Source organism: Prevotella sp. SGI.167 (genome assembly GCF_050313615.1).
In the GTDB taxonomy this organism is placed as follows: domain Bacteria; phylum Bacteroidota; class Bacteroidia; order Bacteroidales; family Bacteroidaceae; genus Prevotella.
Map to the genome: position 1 here is coordinate 1 of NZ_JBNPLT010000015.1, position 22,248 is coordinate 22,248.

18 protein-coding genes are annotated in these 22,248 nt (G+C 42.7%); 14 read left to right on the forward strand and 4 right to left on the reverse strand.

Going from position 1 to position 22,248, the window contains the following annotated elements; genetic code table 11:
- Positions 1-485: 485 nt before the first annotated feature.
- The 4 genes from ACQRBJ_RS09160 to ACQRBJ_RS09175 all read left to right on the forward strand — a co-directional run bounded on the left by ACQRBJ_RS09160 (position 486) and on the right by ACQRBJ_RS09175 (position 5,259).
- Positions 486-1,499, forward strand: a complete 1,014-nt coding sequence (locus tag ACQRBJ_RS09160; protein WP_089544301.1) for an aspartate-semialdehyde dehydrogenase — start codon at positions 486-488, stop codon at positions 1,497-1,499.
- Positions 1,500-1,605: 106 nt separating this feature from the next.
- The gene (locus tag ACQRBJ_RS09165) at positions 1,606-2,922 is read left to right on the forward strand and encodes an AAA family ATPase (protein WP_445303423.1); all 1,317 of its coding nucleotides are present in this window, start codon (positions 1,606-1,608) and stop codon (positions 2,920-2,922) included.
- 100 nt (positions 2,923-3,022) lie between these two features.
- A complete protein-coding gene (locus ACQRBJ_RS09170; RefSeq protein ID WP_445303424.1) occupies positions 3,023-3,520 on the forward strand; it encodes a C-GCAxxG-C-C family protein in 498 nt (165 codons plus the stop codon).
- A 56-nt stretch (positions 3,521-3,576) separates the two neighbouring features.
- The gene (locus ACQRBJ_RS09175; protein WP_445303472.1) at positions 3,577-5,259 is read left to right on the forward strand and encodes a kinase; all 1,683 of its coding nucleotides are present in this window, start codon (positions 3,577-3,579) and stop codon (positions 5,257-5,259) included.
- A gap of 97 nt (positions 5,260-5,356) precedes the next feature.
- Here the strand turns inward: ACQRBJ_RS09175 and ACQRBJ_RS09180 are convergent, their stop codons facing one another.
- Positions 5,357-6,361, reverse strand: coding sequence for a TerC family protein (locus ACQRBJ_RS09180; RefSeq protein ID WP_217762218.1), 1,005 nt, complete (start codon positions 6,359-6,361; stop codon positions 5,357-5,359).
- Between the two features lie 513 nt (positions 6,362-6,874).
- Between ACQRBJ_RS09180 and ACQRBJ_RS09185 the strand changes: the two genes are divergently transcribed.
- From ACQRBJ_RS09185 to ACQRBJ_RS09230, 10 genes are all read left to right on the forward strand, one after another.
- Positions 6,875-8,164, forward strand: a complete 1,290-nt coding sequence (locus ACQRBJ_RS09185) for an ATP-binding protein (RefSeq protein ID WP_445303425.1) — start codon at positions 6,875-6,877, stop codon at positions 8,162-8,164.
- 390 nt (positions 8,165-8,554) lie between these two features.
- Positions 8,555-9,556, forward strand: coding sequence for a restriction endonuclease subunit M (locus tag ACQRBJ_RS09190; RefSeq protein ID WP_441199861.1), 1,002 nt, complete (start codon positions 8,555-8,557; stop codon positions 9,554-9,556).
- Between the two features lies 1 nt (position 9,557).
- Positions 9,558-12,164 (forward strand): DEAD/DEAH box helicase, encoded by a 2,607-nt coding sequence (locus tag ACQRBJ_RS09195; protein ID WP_445303426.1) that lies wholly within the window; start codon positions 9,558-9,560, stop codon positions 12,162-12,164.
- A 42-nt stretch (positions 12,165-12,206) separates the two neighbouring features.
- On the forward strand, positions 12,207-13,631 hold the full coding sequence (locus ACQRBJ_RS09200; RefSeq protein WP_445303427.1) for an Eco57I restriction-modification methylase domain-containing protein: 1,425 nt from the start codon (positions 12,207-12,209) through the stop codon (positions 13,629-13,631).
- Positions 13,632-14,225: 594 nt separating this feature from the next.
- Positions 14,226-15,509 (forward strand): hypothetical protein, encoded by a 1,284-nt coding sequence (locus ACQRBJ_RS09205; protein WP_445303428.1) that lies wholly within the window; start codon positions 14,226-14,228, stop codon positions 15,507-15,509.
- A gap of 390 nt (positions 15,510-15,899) precedes the next feature.
- Complete coding sequence (locus ACQRBJ_RS09210) at positions 15,900-16,097, forward strand: hypothetical protein (RefSeq protein ID WP_445303429.1); 198 nt, start codon at positions 15,900-15,902, stop codon at positions 16,095-16,097.
- Entirely contained in the window at positions 16,090-17,130 is a 1,041-nt protein-coding gene (locus ACQRBJ_RS09215) for an AAA family ATPase (RefSeq protein ID WP_445303430.1), read from the forward strand. Before ACQRBJ_RS09210 ends, ACQRBJ_RS09215 begins: the two co-directional genes overlap by 8 nt.
- A gap of 255 nt (positions 17,131-17,385) precedes the next feature.
- Entirely contained in the window at positions 17,386-18,459 is a 1,074-nt protein-coding gene (locus ACQRBJ_RS09220; RefSeq protein WP_445303431.1) for a DUF6371 domain-containing protein, read from the forward strand.
- Positions 18,460-18,553: 94 nt separating this feature from the next.
- The gene (locus ACQRBJ_RS09225; protein ID WP_153125568.1) at positions 18,554-18,775 is read left to right on the forward strand and encodes a DUF4248 domain-containing protein; all 222 of its coding nucleotides are present in this window, start codon (positions 18,554-18,556) and stop codon (positions 18,773-18,775) included.
- A 199-nt stretch (positions 18,776-18,974) separates the two neighbouring features.
- A complete protein-coding gene (locus ACQRBJ_RS09230; RefSeq protein WP_445303432.1) occupies positions 18,975-19,472 on the forward strand; it encodes a DNA-binding protein in 498 nt (165 codons plus the stop codon).
- A 116-nt stretch (positions 19,473-19,588) separates the two neighbouring features.
- Here the strand turns inward: ACQRBJ_RS09230 and ACQRBJ_RS09235 are convergent, their stop codons facing one another.
- The 3 genes from ACQRBJ_RS09235 to ACQRBJ_RS09245 form a co-directional block, all read right to left on the reverse strand.
- On the reverse strand, positions 19,589-20,053 hold the full coding sequence (locus tag ACQRBJ_RS09235; RefSeq protein WP_217762216.1) for a copper resistance protein NlpE: 465 nt from the start codon (positions 20,051-20,053) through the stop codon (positions 19,589-19,591).
- A gap of 175 nt (positions 20,054-20,228) precedes the next feature.
- A complete protein-coding gene (locus ACQRBJ_RS09240) occupies positions 20,229-20,522 on the reverse strand; it encodes a hypothetical protein (RefSeq protein WP_153125560.1) in 294 nt (97 codons plus the stop codon).
- Between the two features lie 2 nt (positions 20,523-20,524).
- Complete coding sequence (locus ACQRBJ_RS09245; RefSeq protein ID WP_445303433.1) at positions 20,525-22,180, reverse strand: carboxylesterase/lipase family protein; 1,656 nt, start codon at positions 22,178-22,180, stop codon at positions 20,525-20,527.
- Positions 22,181-22,248: the final 68 nt, after the last annotated feature.

Below are 22,248 nucleotides of genomic sequence, written 5' to 3' on the forward strand. Positions count from 1 at the left end.
TTTTTATGCTGATTGTTTTTTTATCACGCAGATTTGGCTTTCCCTTCGGCCGCCGATTTTCAATTCGCAGATGACGCAGATTCTTTTAGCTGTTTTTCCTTTTACCTTTTTATTCTTTTACCTTTTTATTCTTTTACCTTTTTACTCTTTTACCTTTTTACTCTTTTACCCTTTTACTCTTTTACCTTTTTACTCTTTTACCCTTTTACTTACAGTTCATTGCTGAATGACAACTGTTGCTATCTAATTTCAGTTTTAGGGTAGCTTTATGCAGAAAAGTAAGCAAAAATGATAAAAATGCATCAAATAGCAATAATTTTTAGGAATTTATGCTTGTTATTGTAAAAAAAGTCTTAACTTTGCAGCGGATTTGAGAAGATAAGCTGTTTTGGCAATTAAAGATGGAGAAACATCCGGCTGGAAAGGAGCATCTTTCTCATATATAGATTCACTTATAACAACTTTATAAATTAAAAGATTCGATTATGAAAGTAGCAATTGTTGGTGCAAGTGGCGCAGTAGGACAGGAATTTTTGCGTATCCTTGCCGAGAGAAATTTCCCTATGGATGATTTGGTGTTGTTTGGTTCTGAGCGTTCTGCCGGACGAAAATACAACTTCAAGGGAAAGGACTATGAGGTCAAACTTTTGCAGCATAACGATGACTTTAAAGATGTCGATATTGCTTTCACATCTGCTGGTGGCGGCACTTCTGAGGAGTTTGCCGAGACTATCACCAAGTATGGTGCCGTGATGATTGATAATTCTAGCGCATTCCGTATGTGCGACGACGTGCCTCTGGTTGTGCCTGAGGTAAATGCTGAGGATGCCTTGAACCGCCCTCGCAACATCATCGCCAACCCTAACTGTACCACCATCATGATGGTAGTAGTGTTGAAGCCTATCGATGACTTAAGCCATATCAAGAAGATCCATATCTCTTCTTATCAGAGTGCTTCGGGTGCTGGTGCTGCTGCCATGGCTGAACTTGAGCAGCAGTATAAGGATATCATCGAGACTGGTAAGACTGAGCATATCAATAAGTTCCCTCATCAGTTGGCATATAATGTCATCCCACAGATTGACAAGATGACTCCTAACGATTACACCAAGGAGGAGATGAAGATGTTTAACGAGACCCGCAAGATTATGCACTCTGATGTTCGCACCAGTGCTACCTGCGTTCGCGTTTCTTCACTTCGTTCACACTCAGAGAGTGTTTGGTTCGAGACTGAGAAGCCATTGGCTGTAGAGGACATCCGCAAGGCTTTGGAGGCTGCTCCTGGTGTAACTGTAAAAGATGATGCCCAGAACTATGTTTATCCAATGCCATTGGAGAGTGCCGGTAAGGACGATGTATATGTAGGTCGTATCCGCAAGGATTTGGCTGATGACAATGGTAACACATTGTGGTTGACTGGCGACCAGATTCGTAAGGGTGCTGCCCTGAACGCAGTTCAGATTGCTGAGTATTTGATTAAGGTGGGCAACGTAAAGTAAGCCATACCTTATTTATATAAAAGAATATGAGGAAGTTAAGGGATAATGAATTTTATCTCTTAACTTCTTTTCGTCTTTATACGATTCTGAATAGAAAAGTAAGAATATGCTTGAAAGATTCAAACAATTACTCGGTGAGATGAACCGGGGCATTTATGAGAAGGAGACGGAGATATCGCTCTCGCTTCTTGCCGCTCTGGCAGGTGAGAGTATCATCCTGCTGGGACCTCCGGGTGTGGCGAAGAGTATGGTGGCCAGACAGTTGAAGACGGCGTTCAGGGATGCTCAGAGCTTGGAGTATCTGATGTCTCGATTCTCTACGCCCGATGAAATCTTCGGTCCGGTGAGTATTCAGAAACTGAAGACATCGGATACTTACGAGCGTGCGGTGGAGGGATATCTGCCTACTGCAGATGTGGTTTTCCTGGATGAAATTTGGAAGGCGGGACCTGCTATCCAGAACACGCTCCTCACGGTGATTAATGAGAAAATCTTCAGAAACGGCAATCGGGAAATGCATCTCCCTCTGAAACTTCTCGTGGCGGCTAGTAATGAGCTGCCGGCTAAGGGAGAAGGACTGGAGGCGCTTTGGGACCGATTCGTCATCAGAATAGAGAGTAGACCGATTAAGCTGGAGAAGAATTTCCGGGCGATGCTGCTGGATTCTAATGAGTCTCACACGGATCTCACTGATTCCACGGATGAGGCTAATGTTATGTACAAGAAGTCTTCTGTAAAGCAAACGCCAATGGGAGTAGAAACATCAGAAAGAGATTTGTTTATTTCTGAGAATACAAAGAAAAAATCTGTGAGATCTGTGAAATCCGTGTGCGATATAAGAATATCCCCTGAGGAGTATGCTGAATGGGCGGTGAAAATCTGTAAGATTGGCGTAAAGGAGGTGGTGCTTGATGCAATTTCCGCCATCCGTAAATCTCTGAGAGCCGTGAATGTGGATGAGGCTGCCGAACGCCGAAATATCTATGTGAGCGACCGCCGATGGAAGAATATCGTCCGTCTGCTTCGCACTTCTGCCTTCATGCAGGATAGGGAAGAGGTGGATATCTGCGACCTGCTTCCTATCTACCATTGTCTGTGGCAGGAACCGGAAGAGCGGGATGCTATCAGATGCATCGTGATTCGTGCACTCTTTTCTCCTTTCGCAGAAAAACTCGTGGAGATGAAGAATGCGCTTGCCGAAGATATTAAGTATCATCGTGTTCGCAGAAATCCTGGTGATGGCAGAGATTACGAGGGGGAAATCGAAACCCTTTCGGATGGCTTGACTTCGCTGGAAAGGCAGTTGGGCGAGAATCTCTTCGTGTCTTCGGATGATAAGACAGAAATTTCGGTCTATCTTCGTGATTTCTATAAGGAGTTGGCGTTTACCAGACAGGATACGATGAAACTTTACGAGGCATAATATGATGAAGTTCTATGAGGTATAATACGATGAAACTCTATGAGTTTTATTCGCCTTCTATTACTTATACATTAATTATATACAGAAGATTCAAAACATTATGAACGAACAGAAAATATTGACTCCAGAATTGGAGGTGCGTGTTCACCAGGCGGTGGAGAACTTTATGCAGGGCTATGGCTGTTGCCAGTCGGTGGTGGCTGCTTTTGCTGATTTATATGGTCTTGATGATGAGATGGCGAAGCGCATTGGTGCCGGCTTCGGTGGTGGAGTAGGCAGAATGAGAATGATGTGCGGAGCCGTTTCGGGCATCGTGGTGCTCGTTGGCTTGGATTGTGGACAGACCGAGGGGGATGACCGCGAGGGTAAATCGGCTTGCTATAAGGTGGTGCAGGATTTGCTAGCCAAATCGAAGGAGCAGAACGGCAGCATCATCTGTGCCGAGATTCTGGGCTTGAAGGGCCATGAGAAGGCGCAATCCTGCTATGTGGCTTCGGCAAGAACGGCAGAATACTACAAGTCTCGCCCTTGCGCTGCCAAAGTGGAGAGTGCTGCAAGAATCTTCGCAGAATATCTGATGGAGAAAGAGAAGGCTTAGTCTTCCTATAATATATAAGAAGCTTTTTACCGATTTGGTGAAAAATATTGAATAAGATGAAATTCCAGAATAACAAGGACTTGGCGGAAGCGCAGTATTACTTGAAGATGCTGGACGACTTCTGCAAGTCGGGGCAGGTGAAGATTCCTGATCCGACAGGCACCGCCATGCCTTGGAATTTGAAGGAAGACCCGCTGAAGGATTATCTCATTCATCTCTTTACCCTGAAAGTGACGATTCCGGAAACTGGTGAAGAGGTGCAGAAATTCATGCGTCAGGTGGTGAACAGCAAGATCAAGAGCAAGGTGTTCTATGATTGCGTGGGAAAGTTTATCGTGGAATGCGTTCATCACATGCGATTCCAGCGCCAGCGTGCCTGGACCGAAAGTCATCGGGCTGATGATGTGCTCGACTGGACTCCCTTTAAGAGAATGGATGAGCAGGTGTGGCTTCCGCTCATCGACCAGTTGGAGCAGGAACACCAGGAGGATGGATTCGATAAGTCTTTCTTCCTGAAACTGATGGCTGGCGATGGAGCTTCGAAACCCGAAAACTGGGAGCGACTGGTTAGAGACTGGAAGGTGTGCATCGACCATCAGGTATTGAACAAACTGAAGGATTTTATTTCTCTCCGTCAGAATAACTTCGAAACGGGATTGGTTCGCATGATGGACCAGATAACCCGCAATATGAAGACGAAGGGCGTTTCGGAGCAGCGAGCCGTACAGGCCTGGGAACTGATGACGAACGGCTGGACGGAAACGGAGTTTGAACGCCGCCTGAACCAGGTGAAGATTCAGGATAAATATCCGGAAATCAGGGAGATTGTGGCGAAGATGGGTCGTGTGGCAGATGCCAACGGCAAAGATAGGCTCACCATCGCTTCGGGGGTAGAGATGAAGATGGAGCATTCCGCAGGAAGTGACATCGAGGGCATTACCGTGGGCGATGATCTCAATTCGCTTCTTCCGCTGGAGTTGGCGCAATACAGCGATGAGGATATGGAGGGGCTTTTTATCTATAAGTATCGAACCCGCAGGCTTCAGACTTTCCGTTACAAGAGCGAAATGTCGAAGCCTTCCCGCAAACTTGGCTTTACCCATGCTTCCCGAAAGGGTCCGATGATAGTCTGTCTGGATACTTCGGCGAGTATGTATGGAACGCCTGAAAGGATTTCTTCTACGCTGATATCCCTGTTGGAAGAAACGGCAGAGGATTTGGAGCGGGATTGCTTTCTGATAGATTTCTCCGTGAGCACCCGTGCCATCGATCTGATGGCGAAGCGGAAGGCGGAGCGGTTGAAGAGAATAGGAATCACGGTTATGGAAGTTCATGAATCTTCCGGAATTCCCGGAACTTCAGAATCTCCCGAAAATTCTGCTGGTTTGTCTTCTGATGGTCAGGCTCATACGGGGCGTGGTATCAGGCGCCAGCCTACAACAACCCATCTGCCTTTTATTGGTGGAGGAACTTCGGCTAAGAAGATGATGAACCAGATGTTTGATTTGCTGGATAACGATGGTCTGCATTATGTGAATGCCGATGTGCTTTGGATTACGGATTTCCTGATTCCGAATCCGCCACAGCAGATGTTGGCGAGGTTCAAGGAGTATAAGGAAACGGGCACCAGGTTTTATGGCATCCGGATAGTTCGGGATGATGACAAGGAGCCGAATGAATGGAAGGATTATTTCAACCATATTTATACCATAAAGTATAGACCGTTGAGGAGGTATTAGGAAGATTAATTTAATAAACAAAAAGTTCTGTTTGCATCATTGTATTTGCAGACAGAACTTTTTTATTTTCTAAAAGATAACTTTATGTTTCTGAGTCTTATTTCGCATTTTCCAAAGCTTCCTTTTTCTGTGGAATCACCACCGAAGCTCCGATGCTGACGAGCAAGACGAGGATGATGAATACCAGCGAACTTACTGCATCAATCTCGAAGAAATCGTGGATGAGCATCTTCACACCGATGAACACCAGCAGCACGCTCACGCCCACCTTCAAGTAACGGAACTTATCGGCTATCGCTGCCAGCAGGAAGAAGAGGGCACGCAAGCCCAGGATGGCGAAGATGTTGGAGAAGAACACCACGAACGGGTCGAGCGAAACCGAGAACACGGCAGGGATACTGTCGAAGGCGAAAATCAGATCGCAGAACTCGATGAACACCACCGTCATTACCAGCGGGCCCAGATGCAGGCGTCGCTGCATGAACTTCACCACCGGATGGTCGAGGGCGTTGATCTCTTCCTTCTTGTTCCTGTTGAGGAACATCTTGGCGCCGCTGTAAACCAGGAATCCTCCGAATATGAGCAATATCCAGGCGAATCGGCTGATGAGGGCAGCACCCGCAAAGATGAAGACGAAGCGAAGCACGATGGCTCCCAGAATACCCCAGTTCAATACGTGCTGGTAATCTTTCTTGTCCACTCCGAACGACGTGAAGATCATCATCATCACGAAGAGATTATCCACCGAGAGCGTCTTCTCTATCAGATAACCCGAGATGTAAGAGATGGTCATGTAGTGGCGATATTGCTGCAGACTCCCTTCATAATCGTTCGGATCCAGTTTGAGATGAGAAGCATAGCGCGAGGCTATCAGCTTCAGGTCGTCGAAGTTCTCTATGCCGTGCACCATATCGCCATGAAAGTAGATGAACACGGCGAAGGCGAGAGCGAGAATAATCCATACAGCCGTCCAGGAGCCGGCTTCCTTGATGGAAACCACATGCGCCTTTCGGTCGATGACCAGCATGTCTAATACGAGGATGGCGGCGATGAATATCACGAAGCCCACCAAAAACATCGATTCAGTAAAAACATGTTCCATTTTTCTTTTTTCCTTGTCTATTTTATATAATACCTAATTTTATAGTTGAATCTTCATATTCATTTCATCCGTTAGAAACGTGGACGCAAAATTAGGAAAAATATCTGGAATAGCGAAGGTTCCGGTGCAAAACTTAATTGTATTTAACGTGAAAGATGAGAATGTAACGGGTTTGTAATATATTGGAATGTAGAATATAACTTTTGATTTCTCGAAAAATACTCCTGATTTCTCGAAAAATCCCCTTCGTTCTCGTCGTTTTTTTATAATTTTGCATCATCTTTTTATGATCATAGTCATATTTGATTCTGTAATTATAAGTAAAACTGACAATCTCGCCAACTGCCACAACAAAAATGCGCCAACTGCCACAAAGAAAAAGCGCCAACTGCCACAACGAAATTGGGTCAACTGCCACAATAGAATAGAAAAATAACAAGGTTTAACTGTTTTATGTGCTTGATATTCAATAAAATATATTATTTTTGCATCAGAAATTAAAAATGAGATTTTATGAAAGAATATAAAGCAAGAATTGCAGATAAAATATTGGCAGAAAAACTGGATGCGATGGGAGCTGTTTTGATAGAAGGTCCTAGGTATTGCGGTAAGACTACTCTAGCCAGCCAACAGGCTAAAAGTATCCTGTCTATGTCTGATCCAGATACCATGGAACAGAACATAGCCATGGCCAATACCAATATCAAACTGTTGCTTCGGGGTGAAACGCCACGTTTGATAGATGAATGGCAAATAGCACCAAAGTTCTGGGATGCCGTGAGAAATGAAGTGGATAAGCGTGATGATGATGGGCAGTTCATACTGACCGGGTCTGCTGTACCACCTCGTTATGACGAAATCTTTCATACGGGAACGGGGCGTTTTGCCTGGCTCAAACTCCGAACGATGAGTTTGTGGGAATCAGGAGATTCTACCGGAGAGGTGAGCCTAGCCAAATTGTTCGCAACTGACAGGACGGATTACTTCGTAGAAGGAATCAACCCAATCGACTTGGAGCATCTGGCGTATTTGACTTGTCGGGGTGGCTGGCCGAAAGCTTTGGATAAGAAAAGCAAGCAGGCTGCTTTACAGCAGGCCATTGAGTATTTTGAGGCAGTAACCAGATTCGATGTATCCCGTGTAGATGGAGTCAACCGTGATAGTGAATTGGCACGGAGGATTATGCGTTCGTATGCGAGAAATCAAGGAAGTCAGGCTACGGCAGGTACCATTTTGGCAGATATTGCCAACAATGAGAGTACTGAGGTTAGCGAGAATACCATCTATTCCTACATCAAGGCTTTGAAGAAGATATTTGTGATAGAGGATTCTACAGCCTGGAACCCGAATATGAGAAGCAAGTCGGCGATACGTACTTCTGATACCAGATATTTTACCGACCCTTCGATAGCAACGGCTGCATTGGGAATGGGACCGGATGACTTGATCAATGATTTGAGTACGTTTGGCTTATTTTTTGAAACCTTGTGTGTGCGTGATTTGAGAGTTTATGCCGATGCATTAGGCGGCTCCGTTTATCATTTTCGTGATAGAAATGGTCTGGAGTGTGATGCTGTGGTTCATCTTCGTAATGGTAAGTATGGGTTGATAGAGGTGAAGCTGGGTGGCGACAAGCTCATAGAGGAGGGCGCAAGAAACCTGGTGACATTGGAAAGTAAAATCGATACCGATAAGATGAAGTCCCCATCTTTCAAAATGGTGCTGACTGGTGTCGGTAAATATGCCTACCAGCGTCCGCAGGACGGTGTATATGTTGTGCCGATAGGGTGCTTGAGAGATTAGGAATCTATTTCTTGTTTCCTTTCTCTATTAATGGTACGTTATGATATTGACTATAGATAATAGTCATTAGATATGGATAAAAGATAAAGGGTTGTAATCATCGGAAAGATGGATTGCAATCCTTTATACCTTTTTATATATAAGAGTTCAATAACTCTATCGTATCTGATGGTTCCTTAGTTTTTTCGTTGGTAATAACCTTTATTTTGTTGGTCTCATTGGCAGAATCATTTTTTTGCAAAATATTGCAACTAAATAAGCGGAAAAATATTTTTTATGATGATACTTTATGTTTTTTATTTTTTTCGTTGTGTTCTCAATATTTATTTGTATTTTTGCACTCATTCTATAAAGCGATTCGCTATAGATAAGAAGATAAACGGAATAGATATGACTAAGTCAATTTCAATAGATATAAACAGAATCGATATATCGGAGGATGAGATAAGTAAGCTTTACTCAGGTTTGCTTGACTCGTTGTTGGTAGATAGAACCCGAACTCATTATTCTGGTTCTACTTCATATCTTGTCTGGGGTACAGATGACTACTCCTATATGGGTGAATCATATGCTAAGGATAAACCAATTACACCAAACCTCGTTACTGGTGAAAACAACGGCATCATCAAACCTCGTATTTTGAAGAATGAAGAACTTCGCAAATCAAGAACCGAGGATAAAGCGGAAGTATTTACACCAGCCTGGATATGCAACTCTCAGAACAATTTGCTTGATGATGCTTGGTTCGGGACAGAAGGGATATTCAATACAGAAAATGCTGATAAGACTTGGACTTCTGTTCCAAAAGGTCAGATACATATACCTGATAATTGTAATTGGAAGCAGTATGTAAAACTCCAGAGACTGGAAATGGCATGTGGAGAGGCTCCATATCTGGCAAGCAGATATGATGTCACAACAGGTGAAATCATTCCTGTTCAAGACAGAATTGGTTTGCTAGACCGCAAATTCAAGTTGATAAATCAATTTACCAAGAGCGAACCAACAAAGTTAAATAAACGTGAGTGGCGAAGGTGGGCTCTCAGAGCCCTGCAATCTGTTTATGGATTTGATTGGCAAGGGGATAATGTACTTCTTGCTCGTGAGGCTTTATTGTTGACTTATATAGATTTCTATGTTGATAAGTGGGGAAAATTTCCTTTAAAGGAAGCTCTGGAAAAGCCTGTTGAAGTCATTTCATGGAACATTTGGCAAATGGATGGACTTCAAGGAACATTGCCTGGAGTAAAGGGTATTCCTATCCTGCAAAGAATGTCAAATAACCAAGAACTATTTGAAGACGAGACTCTTTGCCTGATAAAGGAATGGCATAAGCAGGAGCCTCCTGCTGGTGAAAATATAAGATTTGTTGATCTCATCAATAATAAGTAATATGGCAAAGCATAAACCTACATACGACTATACACTCATCTATGCGTTCAGTATAGATGATGGCAGGCATGACAATATGCTCAAAGTGGGTAAGGCTACTATCAACTATTTTAAAAAGTGGCAAGACCTTACCCCTGATTGCGAACTGTTGATAAAGGCTGCAAAAGCAAGAATCACTCAAGAAACAGGTACCGCAGCTATTGAGTATAAACTGGAATATACCGAACTTGCTATCTATGAAGCTGATGGTGAGGAATTTGGCTTTGATGATCATGATGTACATGATGTTTTGGAAAACAGTGGTTATCATGCTGTTGAATTTGCTAATTTGGAATACAATCCAAAGGAATGGTATCCTGTAACGGTAGAATTGGTAATAAAAGCTATTAATGCAGTTAAGCATAATCAGTCACTTCTTGAGAGAAAGGATTGGAAAACTGCATCTGCAAGAGAGAAAAAGACAGAGATTGTACTGAGAGAAGAACAGGAGTTGGCTGTTACAAAAACTCTTACTCAATTTCTGCATGGTTCCAAAATGCTGTGGGATGCCAAAATGCGTTTTGGTAAGACACTGTGTGCCTTGGAAGTTGTCAAGCGTAAGCCTTTTAATCGTGTATTGATACTTACCCATCGTCCGGCGGTTCGTGATGGTTGGTTCAAAGACTTCAATTTGTTGCAGTTGCCAGGATTCCACTATGTAACTCGTGTAAAGAATAAACTTCTTGTGGATGGACAAAAGATTGCAGGTGGTTTGGAGGTGCTGAAACAATATACCGAGCATGATCCAGACTATAAATATATTTATTTTGCATCTATTCAGGATATCCGTGGCTCAAAGACTGTAAACAAGAAAAGTAAGTTTGACAAGAACAACGAACTTTTCAAGGAGAAATGGGATTTGCTTATCATCGATGAGGCTCATGAGGGTATTCGTACAGAACAAGGAAAGGCTGTAGTTGCAGAGTTCCAAAAGAACAAACAGATGAAGAGCCTGTATCTCTCAGGTACACCATATAATATTCTAAAACTTTTCAAAGAGAAGGAAATCTACCGATGGGATTACAATATGGAGCAGGATGCCAAGGAACGTTGGACCAAGGAGCATCCTGACGAGAAGAATCCTTACGAGGGATTGGCTCGCTTGAATATATGTACTTACAATCTTGGTGAAGTGATGACTAATTATAGTCATGACGAAAATGACTATTTCAACTTTACAGAGTTTTTCCGTGTTGACGCTGATACGGATAAATTCGTGCATGAAGATGATGTACGTGCTTTTCTCAAACTGATGACTAAGGATGGTGAGAATAAAGAACTCAATTATCCTTTTGCAACAAGCGAGTATCGTGATTATTTTCAACATACACTGTGGTCTATTCCTGGTGTAGATGCGGCTCGTTGTCTGAGCGCTATATTGCGTGAAGATAAGGAGGATAACTACTTCCGTGACTATGAAATAGTAAACATTGCTGGCAAGGGTGATAGTGATATTGAGCGTGAAAACGAAGATAACGCTACACGTGTTAAGAAGGAAACTGAAGCTTTGGCTAAAGTGCAAAATGCCATCAGAACTCATGAGAAAACAATTACTCTGACTTGTGGCAGATGTACGACTGGTGTCAGTGTACCAGAATGGACGGCCGTCTTGATGCTGTCAGGTTCATATGAGACGAAGGCTGCTCGTTATCTTCAGACCATCTTCCGTTGTCAGACCCCATTCAAGGGAAAGACAAAGCGTGAATGCTATGCTTTCGATTTTGCTCCTGATCGTACATTGACGGTTATTGATAATTATCTGACAGAAATAAGTCGTGGTAGTGGCAGCAAGAATTTTGGTCAGAAGAAAGCTCAAGAGACTGAACGCTTTCTGAGATTTTGTTCTGTCATTAGTATTGATGGAAGCAAGACAGTCAATTTTGATACTCGTAGCTTTATGAAGCAGGTTAATCGTGCCTACTCTGAAGAGATTATGAGAGGACGTACTCGTAAACTATTTGAGAATTTAGATAATATTAGTAATGATGTATTCGAGTTGTTGAAAAATATAGATGCTAAAATGTCTGTGTCTTCATCTGGCAAAAAAAACAGAGGGAAGATAAAGGTTAGCAGCGAAGGAGTTACTGGCGAAGGTGCCACAACAAGCTCTTCATCTTCGGGGACAGTTAAGGAACCTAAAGAACCTAAAATTGGCAAGAAGAATAAGACCAAGGGCGATCAGGCATATGAGATACTCGAAAAAATTATCATTCGTTTTCCTATGCTCATTTATGGAGCTATGGATAAACTGAGTGATTCTTTTACCATAGATAAATTTGTCAAGGATATCGACGAAAAATCCTGGGAGGAGTTTATGCCTAAAGGATTAACCAAAGCAGACTTCATTAAAGTTGCACATATAATAAAGAACGAACGCTTCATGGCATGGGCAGAATCTATCTATGAAAAGGTCAATGCTTTAGAAGGCAAGCCTGTTGATGAACGTGTAAATGGAATTGCTGATATTATCTCAGAATTCCGCTATCCCGATAAGGAAACTGTTCTTACTCCTTGGCGAGTAGTCAATATGCACCTGAGTGATACTGTGGGTGGTTATGATTTCTTTTGAGAGAAACATAGAGATGAAGATCTCTTGTCTGAGCCTCGGTTTGTGGGTGAAGACAGAGAAGTAACAAAGCGTGTGTTCTTTACGCCAGCGCCGAATATTCTAGAACTCAATTCAAAGACCGGTCTATATCCATTATATATGGCTTATACGTTGTATCGTCTTCAATGTAAAAACCAACAAGGTTTTGGTCCCGAGTTGACTAATGAAGAAAAGGCTGACGTATGGAAAAAAGTGATAGAGAAGAACATCTTTGTGGTTTGTAAAACCAAGATGGCTGAAAGAATTACCAATCGAACACTTGTCGGTTTCTCTAATATTAAAGTCAATGCAAAGTGTTATACAGACGTACGTAATAATAATGCAGACATCATAGAGACTCTAAAGAACAATCCACAGCATTTTGTGGAAGATGTGAAAAATGGTAAAGAATTTTGGAAAGCAAATAATAATAGAAATATGAAGTTTAATGCAGTCGTGAGCAATCCTCCTTACCAGGTAGGAGTAAACAAGGAACCTCTATACCATCATTTCATTAGTATAGGTATGGAGATTGGTGACTTGGGTACATTGATACACCCTGGACGATTCCTGTTTAATGCAGGTAAAACTCCAAAAGCATGGAATCAAAAGATGCTTAATGATGAGCATTTTAAAGTTGTAAAATATTGGAAGAAGAGCGATGAGGTGTTTGATGCTGTGGACATCAAAGGCGGAGTTGCTGTAACTATGTGGGATAAACAAAACGTTATAGGACCAATTGGTACATTTGTTCTTCATGATGAATTACGTACAATACAAGAAAAGGTAGAATCACTAGGTGAAGAGTCTTTCTCAAAATTAGTATATTCACGTGATTTGTACCAGTTAACCGAGTTGTTCTATAAAGAAAACCCTGAACTGGAAGGAAGACAAAGTAAAGGGCATCGTTTTGATTTAGGTACTACTGCGTTCTCGCTTTTCCCAGAGGTTTTCTCGGATGAGAAGCCTGCTGGTGACGGCTATGCTCTGGTTGTAGGCAGAGAGAATGATACGAGAATTGCAAAGTGGATAAAGAAAGAGTATTTAAAGTTGCCAGATAACTTTGAAAGCTATAAGGTCGTTGTACCAAAATCAAACGGATCAGGACATTTTGGAGAATCTTTGTCTTCTCCATTTGTTGCGGCTCCATTTCATGCTCAAAATACGACTTTCTTGAGTATAGGTAAATTCGATTCTATATTTGAAGCTGAAGCGTGTCTTAAGTATATAAAGACTAAGTTTGTACGTTGCATGCTTGGTATCCTGAAGGTGACACAAGATAACCCAAAAAGTGTTTGGTTAAAGGTTCCTCTTCAGAACTTTACGCAACAATCAGGCATAAATTGGGATTTGTCTATCCCCGAACTTGATGCTGCTTTATACCAAAAGTATAATCTCACGCAAGATGAGATTGATTTTATAGAAAGTAATGTAAGTGCGATGCAATAATGTTTGATAATATAAATGATTTGAAACAATGGCTGTAGAATCACATGATAAAAAGTTTGATGTCCTTTGTGTAAAGCCCGGTTGCCAGACTTTCAGCGCAGTTTGGTATGGGATGATACGAAGATTACTATAGTATAAAAGGGAGAAACTTTAAATATCCCTGCTTCATTAGAAATAACAGGTGTAGGTAAAGTTGCTTTCCGGTACTTTCATCAAAAGGTCTTCTATAAAGGGTTGTAATCTTTGAAAAGATGGATTGCAACCCTTTATTTTCTTATCTGAAATCCATAGTGAAATGGATGATAAAAAAATCGCTAAGTTGTTTATAGTAAATTAAATACACTTAAATATGGGTTTTAGGTGCATTTTATTTATATGTAGCATAAAATATACAGAAATTGAAAAAAAAAATAAGTAAGTTTGTCTTATTTTTGAAATATTTTTGTTAATTTTGTAGGCGAATGGTGGGTGGTAAGCCAACACAGGATAACAGCTTGCGAAACTATCGCCACCAACTTTCTTGGCTTTGCCTGGAAAGGAGGAATTTATTAACAACTTTGCTAAAGGCTGGCAGAGGTAAAAATAAGTAAAAATATGAATTACAATGCTTTAACAGCAAAATCAGTTGAAATAATAGGTAAATGCCTTGAGCAATGCTTATGTACCAAAAAGAACTCTTTCGTGGCCGACTTTTTTGGCAATATCTCTCCTTTTGATGAAGAATTTTACACTTCTTCCCTTGTTGATTCTAAGAAAGTAGAAGATAGATTTGTCGATGCCCTAGTAAATGCTTCTATAACTAATGATTGCGATGCTTTTAAAAAGTATCTTTCTGAAATCCTTGTTGAAGCAGAAGGGCATGAATGCGATATTAAAAAGGCAGGTGCCGAATGGGTTCAGATGTATGCTTGTGATACTCCAACTTGTTTTAGGGATTATGCTGCTTATCTTGAACAAGCAGAGAAATTCGCTAAAATTGAGGAATCTTTCTTTAGACAATTTTGCAATACAAGAAAGCATGGTCGAAAAATGTGGAATTCTGCAGGAGCACCTATTCGCCATGACCTTCATAAGTCTTCATCTGTATGCAGCGATAACTATTCAATATCGCTTTATACTTTAAAGCAATGTGCCGGTAAAGACGCGATGCAGATTTTTGGTCTTTATAAGAGAATTATTTCTTGTTTCCTTAGCACCTACAGATATGCGCAGGGTATTGATCTTTATGCTCAAAGCCTGCATTCAAATCCTATCCAGGCACGTATCATTCTAAATAGAAATATCGAGCAAGCATTTTTTGATTTGAAAATTCAGGATGCGAATAATATTGATAAAGATATGATTGACTTGGCGAAGAGAAAAATAGATGCACGAATGCTTAATAGTATCTATAACAAGACTATTATGGATCTTGCTCCTTTTTATTATCATTATATTACAACAGGACAATTCCATTGGTTTTCTATACTTCTTAAAGATAAGGAAAATCATTATGGCAAATTAACGGAGATAGAGCATGATATTTTCAAAGGAATCAAAGATCCTATGCTGCGTGAGAAAGCTGCTTTAAATACACGAAAACTCATTTATAATTTTGCTAAACTGCAAAATACAAAATATGAGGGATGCAATCATCAGATGAAAACTCTTACTGATGGCGAGGTTCTGGCATTCATAGTTGAAGATATGGATCTTTCTGTCAGACTTACCTGTCCAATGAAAAAACTGATGAGGGAATATTTTTGTAAACTGCGCAATCAAGAGAAAGATGTAGATAAAATATATAAGGCTTTTAACTATGCAAAGAACAATATGTCTGATCATGATAATAAGAAAAAAGCCTTTGATAAAAAAGTGAAAGAAATTCTCGATTCATAGGATTTTTTGTATATTCGCATACTAGTATTTAGGATTGTCTATTGCCGGCAATCCTTTTTTTTATCCTTATAACTGATAATTTTTATCCTAATTGGGATAAAATAATAGCTAAGTTATCCTAAATAGTCTTACCTTGTAATAATAATAGGCTGTTTTTATTCTAAGCGCACTTTTAAAGCTCATATTTATCCTAAATTGCTAAAAAAAGAAGTCTAGTAAAAGCTGTCCGATTCTTATTTTTTCTTACTATTTTTGCAACCAGAAACCAAGATAGTAATGCGCATTAAGCTAGATTCTTGGAGCATTGCGATATATAAGTCTCTCGCAGTGTTGGTTTCTTGCAAAAGATGCCTGTTGAGGCTTTGGGAACACATCTTTTGCCATTTTATTATGAAACATAATAATTATGTTTGTATGGGTAGTTTTGAGTCAAGCTCATCTGCCCCTCGCCACATCGGAGAAATCCTCAATGAGTATTTACTCCACAGCAACGCCCCTCCGGCTGCGGCTTATCGCAAGCACGTGCAGGAGATGATGGCAAGTAAGGGATCTGTTGATTATATCAAGAAAGGAGGACGGTATGATTAATATAGATTCTAAAGAGAAATTGGATGAGTTTATGGCTCAGGAAACTCAGCAGCAGACTGAATCCCAGAAACAGGCTCAGACTCTTGCTCCAGGGGCTGTTCAGCAGCAGGACAAGCCTAGCTTTTTCAATGTGTCTCCTTTCAATGACTACCGGATGGAAGGACTGAGGATGGATCCACCAAAGGAACTTTGTCCCCATATTCTGGTGGAACAAGAGACTACGATTCTCTTTAGCGGTCCAGGTGTGGGTAAAACAGTCCTCGCCATGCAGATAGCTTTTGACTTGGCAGAACAGGGAATGCGGGTGCTTGTTGTTAACTTTGAGCTTTCGCAGCAGCAATTGGCTTTGAGATATCCCAACAAGGAGTTTCCTAATACGCTCTACCACGCTAGCATCGATTATACCAAGATGCACGATGTTACCGACCAGAACCTGATTCTTCCTGAGATTGAGCGACTGGCCGTGGAACGGAATATAGAGTTGATAATCATTGATAACTTTACCAATCTCTGTATCAATTCTAAGGAGGCAGCTGAAGCAGGAAACATCATGGTGAAACTGTTAGCTATGCGTATGACTCACAACTGGACCATGCTCATACTTGCCCATGTGCCTAAGCGCAAGCAGGGCGATCCGCTTACAATCGACGACCTGGCTGGTAGTAAGCTTCTCAGTAACCTTGCCGATAACGTAATTGGTTTCAACAAATCGAAGAAGGACAAGAACATGCGCTACCTCATTCAGCTGAAGTATCGTTCTCTCCCAATCGAACTTGATTTCAAGAACGTGCAGGAACTTACGTTGACCAGTTCTGACGGATGGCTCCATTTTGAATATGGTGGCTATGATGAGGAACGGGCTCATCTGCCAAGATCAAGAGATGAGAAGGCTGAACTGGAGCGTGACATCGTGAAGGAACTCAAGCAGCCTAATGGCTCTTCTTATCGGGAAATTGCTGACAAATTGGGTACCAGTTTGAGTATGGTTCAGCGTGTTGCCAAGAGCAATAACTTGAACAGAAAAGGCAAATAAGCCTTACAAGAAGTAAGTATTTGTATCAGGGATGTATTATTCCGATTTTTGATACAAAATAATACTTAATTAATTGATATAGATATAGTTAGACTGTATCATGAGTGATACAGCTGCTGTATCTGATACAAAGGGAATGTATCAACTTTGATACATAATAACCTTCTGAATATCAATAGATTAATGATTGTTTTGTATCAATGCGGAAATGATACACTCTGATACATTTTTTTTATATTTAAATTTCAGTATAGTATGTATAATGATACAGAAAACAGATTTGTTTTGGAGCGTTATCGTTCCGGTGGTTCCAACCGCTATGTCTGTCCTCAATGTGGACGCAAGAAGTGCTTTACCCGGTATGTGGATCTGGAGACGGGCAAATATGTGGCTGATGAATGTGGTAAATGCAATCATACGGCATCGTGTGGCTATCATTATCCTCCGCGTCAATATTTCCATGATCATCCGGAGTTTAGCTGCAAGAAAGATTACCAGACGGAATATGTAAATGGTAAACCCTTACTGGGATTGGGAAACGGGCATCAGTGGGCAGATGAAGCCCGAAACAGAGAGATGCTTTCCCGTAAGAACAGATTGCTGGTGCAACCTCAGGATAGACGACAGACCGAATTCTTCAGCCCCGAATGGGTACAGAAGGCGATGCTGAGACCGAGTGCTTTCAGCATGTGGTTTGAAGGCCTGAACATCGGTGGTGATGCCCGGCAGGTGCTAGCCGATTATTGTGTGGGAGGTACTGCCCGAGACGTCGTTGTGCAGGGAGTGAATTATGGCAGGGCAGTGGTGTTCTGGCTGATAGACGAACAGCAGCGGGTGCATGATGCCAAGCTGATGGCTTATCGCAATGACGGTCATCGGGTGCAGGGATGGGCCAACACCATGCGTTCCATCTGCGAACGTTCTCATGTCGGACCGCAGCTTCAGAATACCGAAAAGGTGCTCTTTGGACAGCATCTGCTTCCCCGCTATCCCGATAAGACGGTATGTATCGTGGAGAGTGAGAAGACATCGCTTATCTGTGCCTGCCGATATCCACAGTTCCTGTGGCTGGCAACGGGCGGATGTGGCAATCTGCAGACCGATAAGCTGCTCCCCTTGCAGCATCGAAGACTCGTGGTTTATCCCGATAGCGGAGAGTATGACAAGTGGAAGGAGCAGATGGCGAAGAGTGGATGCTGGGATTATCGGGTAGTGGACTTCATGGAGCAGTTTGAGGCGAACACCGATATTGCCGATATCCTGTTGGGTGAGGCTCTGCAGAAACCCGAAATCCTGCTGCCACCTCCTTCTGATGTCTGCCCTTTCTAAACATAAGGTTTACGCTCCGTAAGTATCATCTTTACGAGGCGTAAGTATGGGGGTAATAATTTTATTCATTGTGTAATTTCAAAAGATTGATAATATGACAGAATTTAAAGTCAGAGCCTATGGCAAGTCAGAGCTTGCCTGGCTTTATTTTCCAACAGCCAATTCGGCTCATACGGCTGTGAATCACTTGATGGCTTGGGTACGTCGCAACCCGGATCTCGTAAATGGGCTCCATAAGTTAGGCTATCGTAAGTCGGCCAAGTTTTTCACTCCTAAGGAGGTGGCTCTTATCATTGAATACCTGGGTGAACCATAAAAATATCCTTATAAAGTATGCTATCTCACGAAACGTATGCTATCGTCTGAATGACCTTTCAAAATGTTGTATCTTTGCTATGTAAACCAAAGGGGTTTGCTCGATGAAACTCTCTGACGGACAAGGCGATGGATCCTATGCCTTTGAAGGAAAATAGAGATGTGGATTTGACAGTAATTAACTCAAAATTTTGAAAGGTATGATTAAGTACGTTTTGAAGCAGAACAAGAACAAGAAGAGTCTTGCTTTTGGTAAGTGGTATGCTTTCCCTGTGGTAGAAGAGACGATGGATTTGGCAGAACTTGCCAAGCACATGGAGGAGCACAATACGGGATTCACTGAGGCGATGTGCCTGGGTATGATGATTGCCATGGTGAAGTGTATCAAGGAGCAGCTCCTGGCTGGTAAGAATGTGAAGATTGACAACCTTGCCATCTTCAGCGTGGGAATCCGCAATAAGGAGGGAGCCAAGACTGAGGCTGAATTTACTGCGGCAAACAATATTGCCGGTGTGAAACTCAGAGCTCGTGCTACCGGTACCTTGAGCAATGCTAACCTTAACAGTTCTGCCAGTGTGAAGAAGGCTAGTGTTGTGAGTAGTGCTTCAACCAGTGAAGGTGGTAATACTCCATCGGGTGGCAATTCCCAAACTGGTGACAGTTCTTCAGACAATAATGGCACCAATGTTGGCTTATAATACAAATTCCTATTTATAAGTTGATAATTAAGTATGAAAAATCCCTCGTCCGATTCTTTTCGAACGAGGGATTTTACATTATTCTTTTGTTTTCTTTCTTCCTTAAAATAAGGAATTTACTTCTTCTTAGTCAGCACATAGTGCTTAGCCATGGCGCCTTCAGGCTCGGTACCGAGAGAGTCGGTCATGATAAGACTGTTGGCATCCTTCACCTTGAAGTAGGTTGTCTCGCCGCTTGATGGGCGGGTAATTTCTACCACGTTGTTTGCCAGAACCTTGAAGATGCCGCTTGCTTCGTCGTGACCGTCCTTGCGCTCCAGATAGTCAGCTGAGTACTGGTATGTACTGTCGGCATTAAGCGTCAATACAGTCTTGATTCCCGGGCAGTCGGCAGCTGGGAGAGTACCTTCGTAAGTGCCTGCGATAGAATCGAGAACCACATCGTTCGAATTGAGCGAATCTTTTTCTGCATAGCTGAGGCTATCCTGGTCAGCCTCCTTATTATTTGTCTTCTTGCCGTTGCAAGAGACAACAGACAATGCAGCGATAACGGCTGCAGTCAAAACTAATTTCTTTTTCATACTATACTGCTTTTTTAAGTGAATACTTATTTTATTGAATACATCCCTTCTGGGTTTATAGAATGCTTCCTTTAAGAGTCCTTCTCCTGGGGATGAATTCTTTTCGCAAAAGTACGCTTTTATCTGTTACGAGCAAACTTTTTGCATAGAATTTATAGAATATTATACTATTTTCTCAATTGATGATGACTGGCACAATCTCTTCTTCGTCAGGCCAATGAGGCAGATAGAGGAGCGGGCGAGGGGTTCCCCCCAAGCCCGTCCAGTCTATCTGTTTCACAAAGTCGAAATCGGGAGGACCGAAGTCAAAACTTCTGCCATAAAGTACGATGGCACCTCTGCCTTCGTCTATCTTCCACAATCCGCCGCCGTAGGTGCATTGCTCGCCTGGAGCCAGCATGTCGCGATGCAGGTAGACGTGGCCGAACTTCAGCACTCCGTCTCTATTGATGATGAATTTCTGAAACATCTCTATTTCTTCTCCCAGAACATTTTGTCGATGAAATCATAGCGCTTCTCCATCTGGGCATCAGACTTCACGACGGTATTTACGTCAATCTGAAGCACAGGGGCTACGGCCTTGCCGTTGGTGGATGGCCACTCAGGCAGACCCAGACCATTCGGATTGCCGGTCTTTACAAAGTTGACGTAATACTGGTTGAAGATGTCGCTGATCATGTAATCGTCAGGCTGCCAGTCGAATACGCGGTTGGTTGGCAATGTGCCCATTGCATACTCGATGTCGGCAGAGTGAACGGCACCCTTATCTCGTGGAGCAGGAGCTGCACCTTCCTTGGCATCTACCACGCCGCCAGCCAAAGCTGCCACCTTGCCCTTGATGGCCATGGCAGGACGAGGATGACAATAGCGGTAGCGGTAAACTGGCTGTCCGCCGGTCAACTTGTGCATGTTGCCCCACTTCCAGGTAGAATAATCCAGGAAGATATCTGAAGCCAGATCTACACCCGGCTGCTCCAACACATCCTTGTCGCTGTTGATTCCGTAAAGACGGAAGAGTTCATCGATGTTCTCTTCTCCGAAAGTAGCCTTGGCACCAGCCTTCAGATTTTCAACGGTAGGTTGTTTGCCCATCAATACCGCCCATGGAGTCATCTCCTGGTTGTTACCGCCAATGAGCAGAGGCACTTTGGTCTGTTCGCCCTTGGAAAAAACCTCTATAGGCTGTTCTTTCATGAAATATCCGTCGATGTTATAGACCGGAACGGCTCTTATGCCCGCCAGCTTCATCAGTTTCTCGGCAGGCAGGGCACGAAGTTCGTCGAGGTTCTTCATTCCTACGTTCTTTTTCACCTTCTTGCCTGTTTCCTTACCCATCTTCTCTGCTATTTTCTGGGCAAGCTGCACGCCTTTCTCCTCGGCTTCCTTCTGGGTGGCAATCTTCTTGAATCCCATCACCGAACCGCTGGAACCCATAGCCTGGGCAAAGAGTCCCTGGCAGAGAGGAGAAGCCATCAGGGCGCTTACAGACATGGAACCAGCCGATTCGCCCACGATGGTGATGCGGTTAGGGTCGCCGCCGAAGGCCTCAATATTGTCCTTCACCCACTGGATGGCAGCCACCTGGTCCATGAAACCATAGTTGCCGGAACCCTTATAGGAGGTCTCCTTGGAGAGCTGAGGATGAGCGAAGAAGCCGAAGATGCCTTCACGATAGTTGGCTGTGATGGAGATGATTCCCTCGCGCGCCATTGCATCGCCCGCATATCTAGGTTCGCTTCCGCTACCGGCCATCAGTCCTCCGCCGTTAAAATAAATCAAAACCGGCAGATGCTCCTTCATGGTCTTTGCCGGAGTCCAGATATTCAGATAGAGGCAATCCTCGCTGTTGGTCTTCGTACCGAAGTTCATATCGCCGAAGATGGGTTCCTGCATCGGGTTAGGTCCGAACTCCTTTGCCTCGCGAACGCCCTGCCATTTCTGGGCTGGCTGAGGAGCCTTCCAGCGGAGATTTCCTACCGGTGGGGCTGCGAATGGAACACCCTTGAAAACAGTGATGCCTGAGAGGTCTTTTCCTTCGAGAATACCTTCAGCAGTCTTTACCTGAGTCTGCGCCATCATTCCCATAGTAGGGAGCAGAAAGGCGATGGATAAAAGTAGTTTCTTCATATCTTAATCTTTAGTTTCTTAAATTTCATAGAATCGTTTTGCAAATCTTGATTATGCATTTCTGCAAT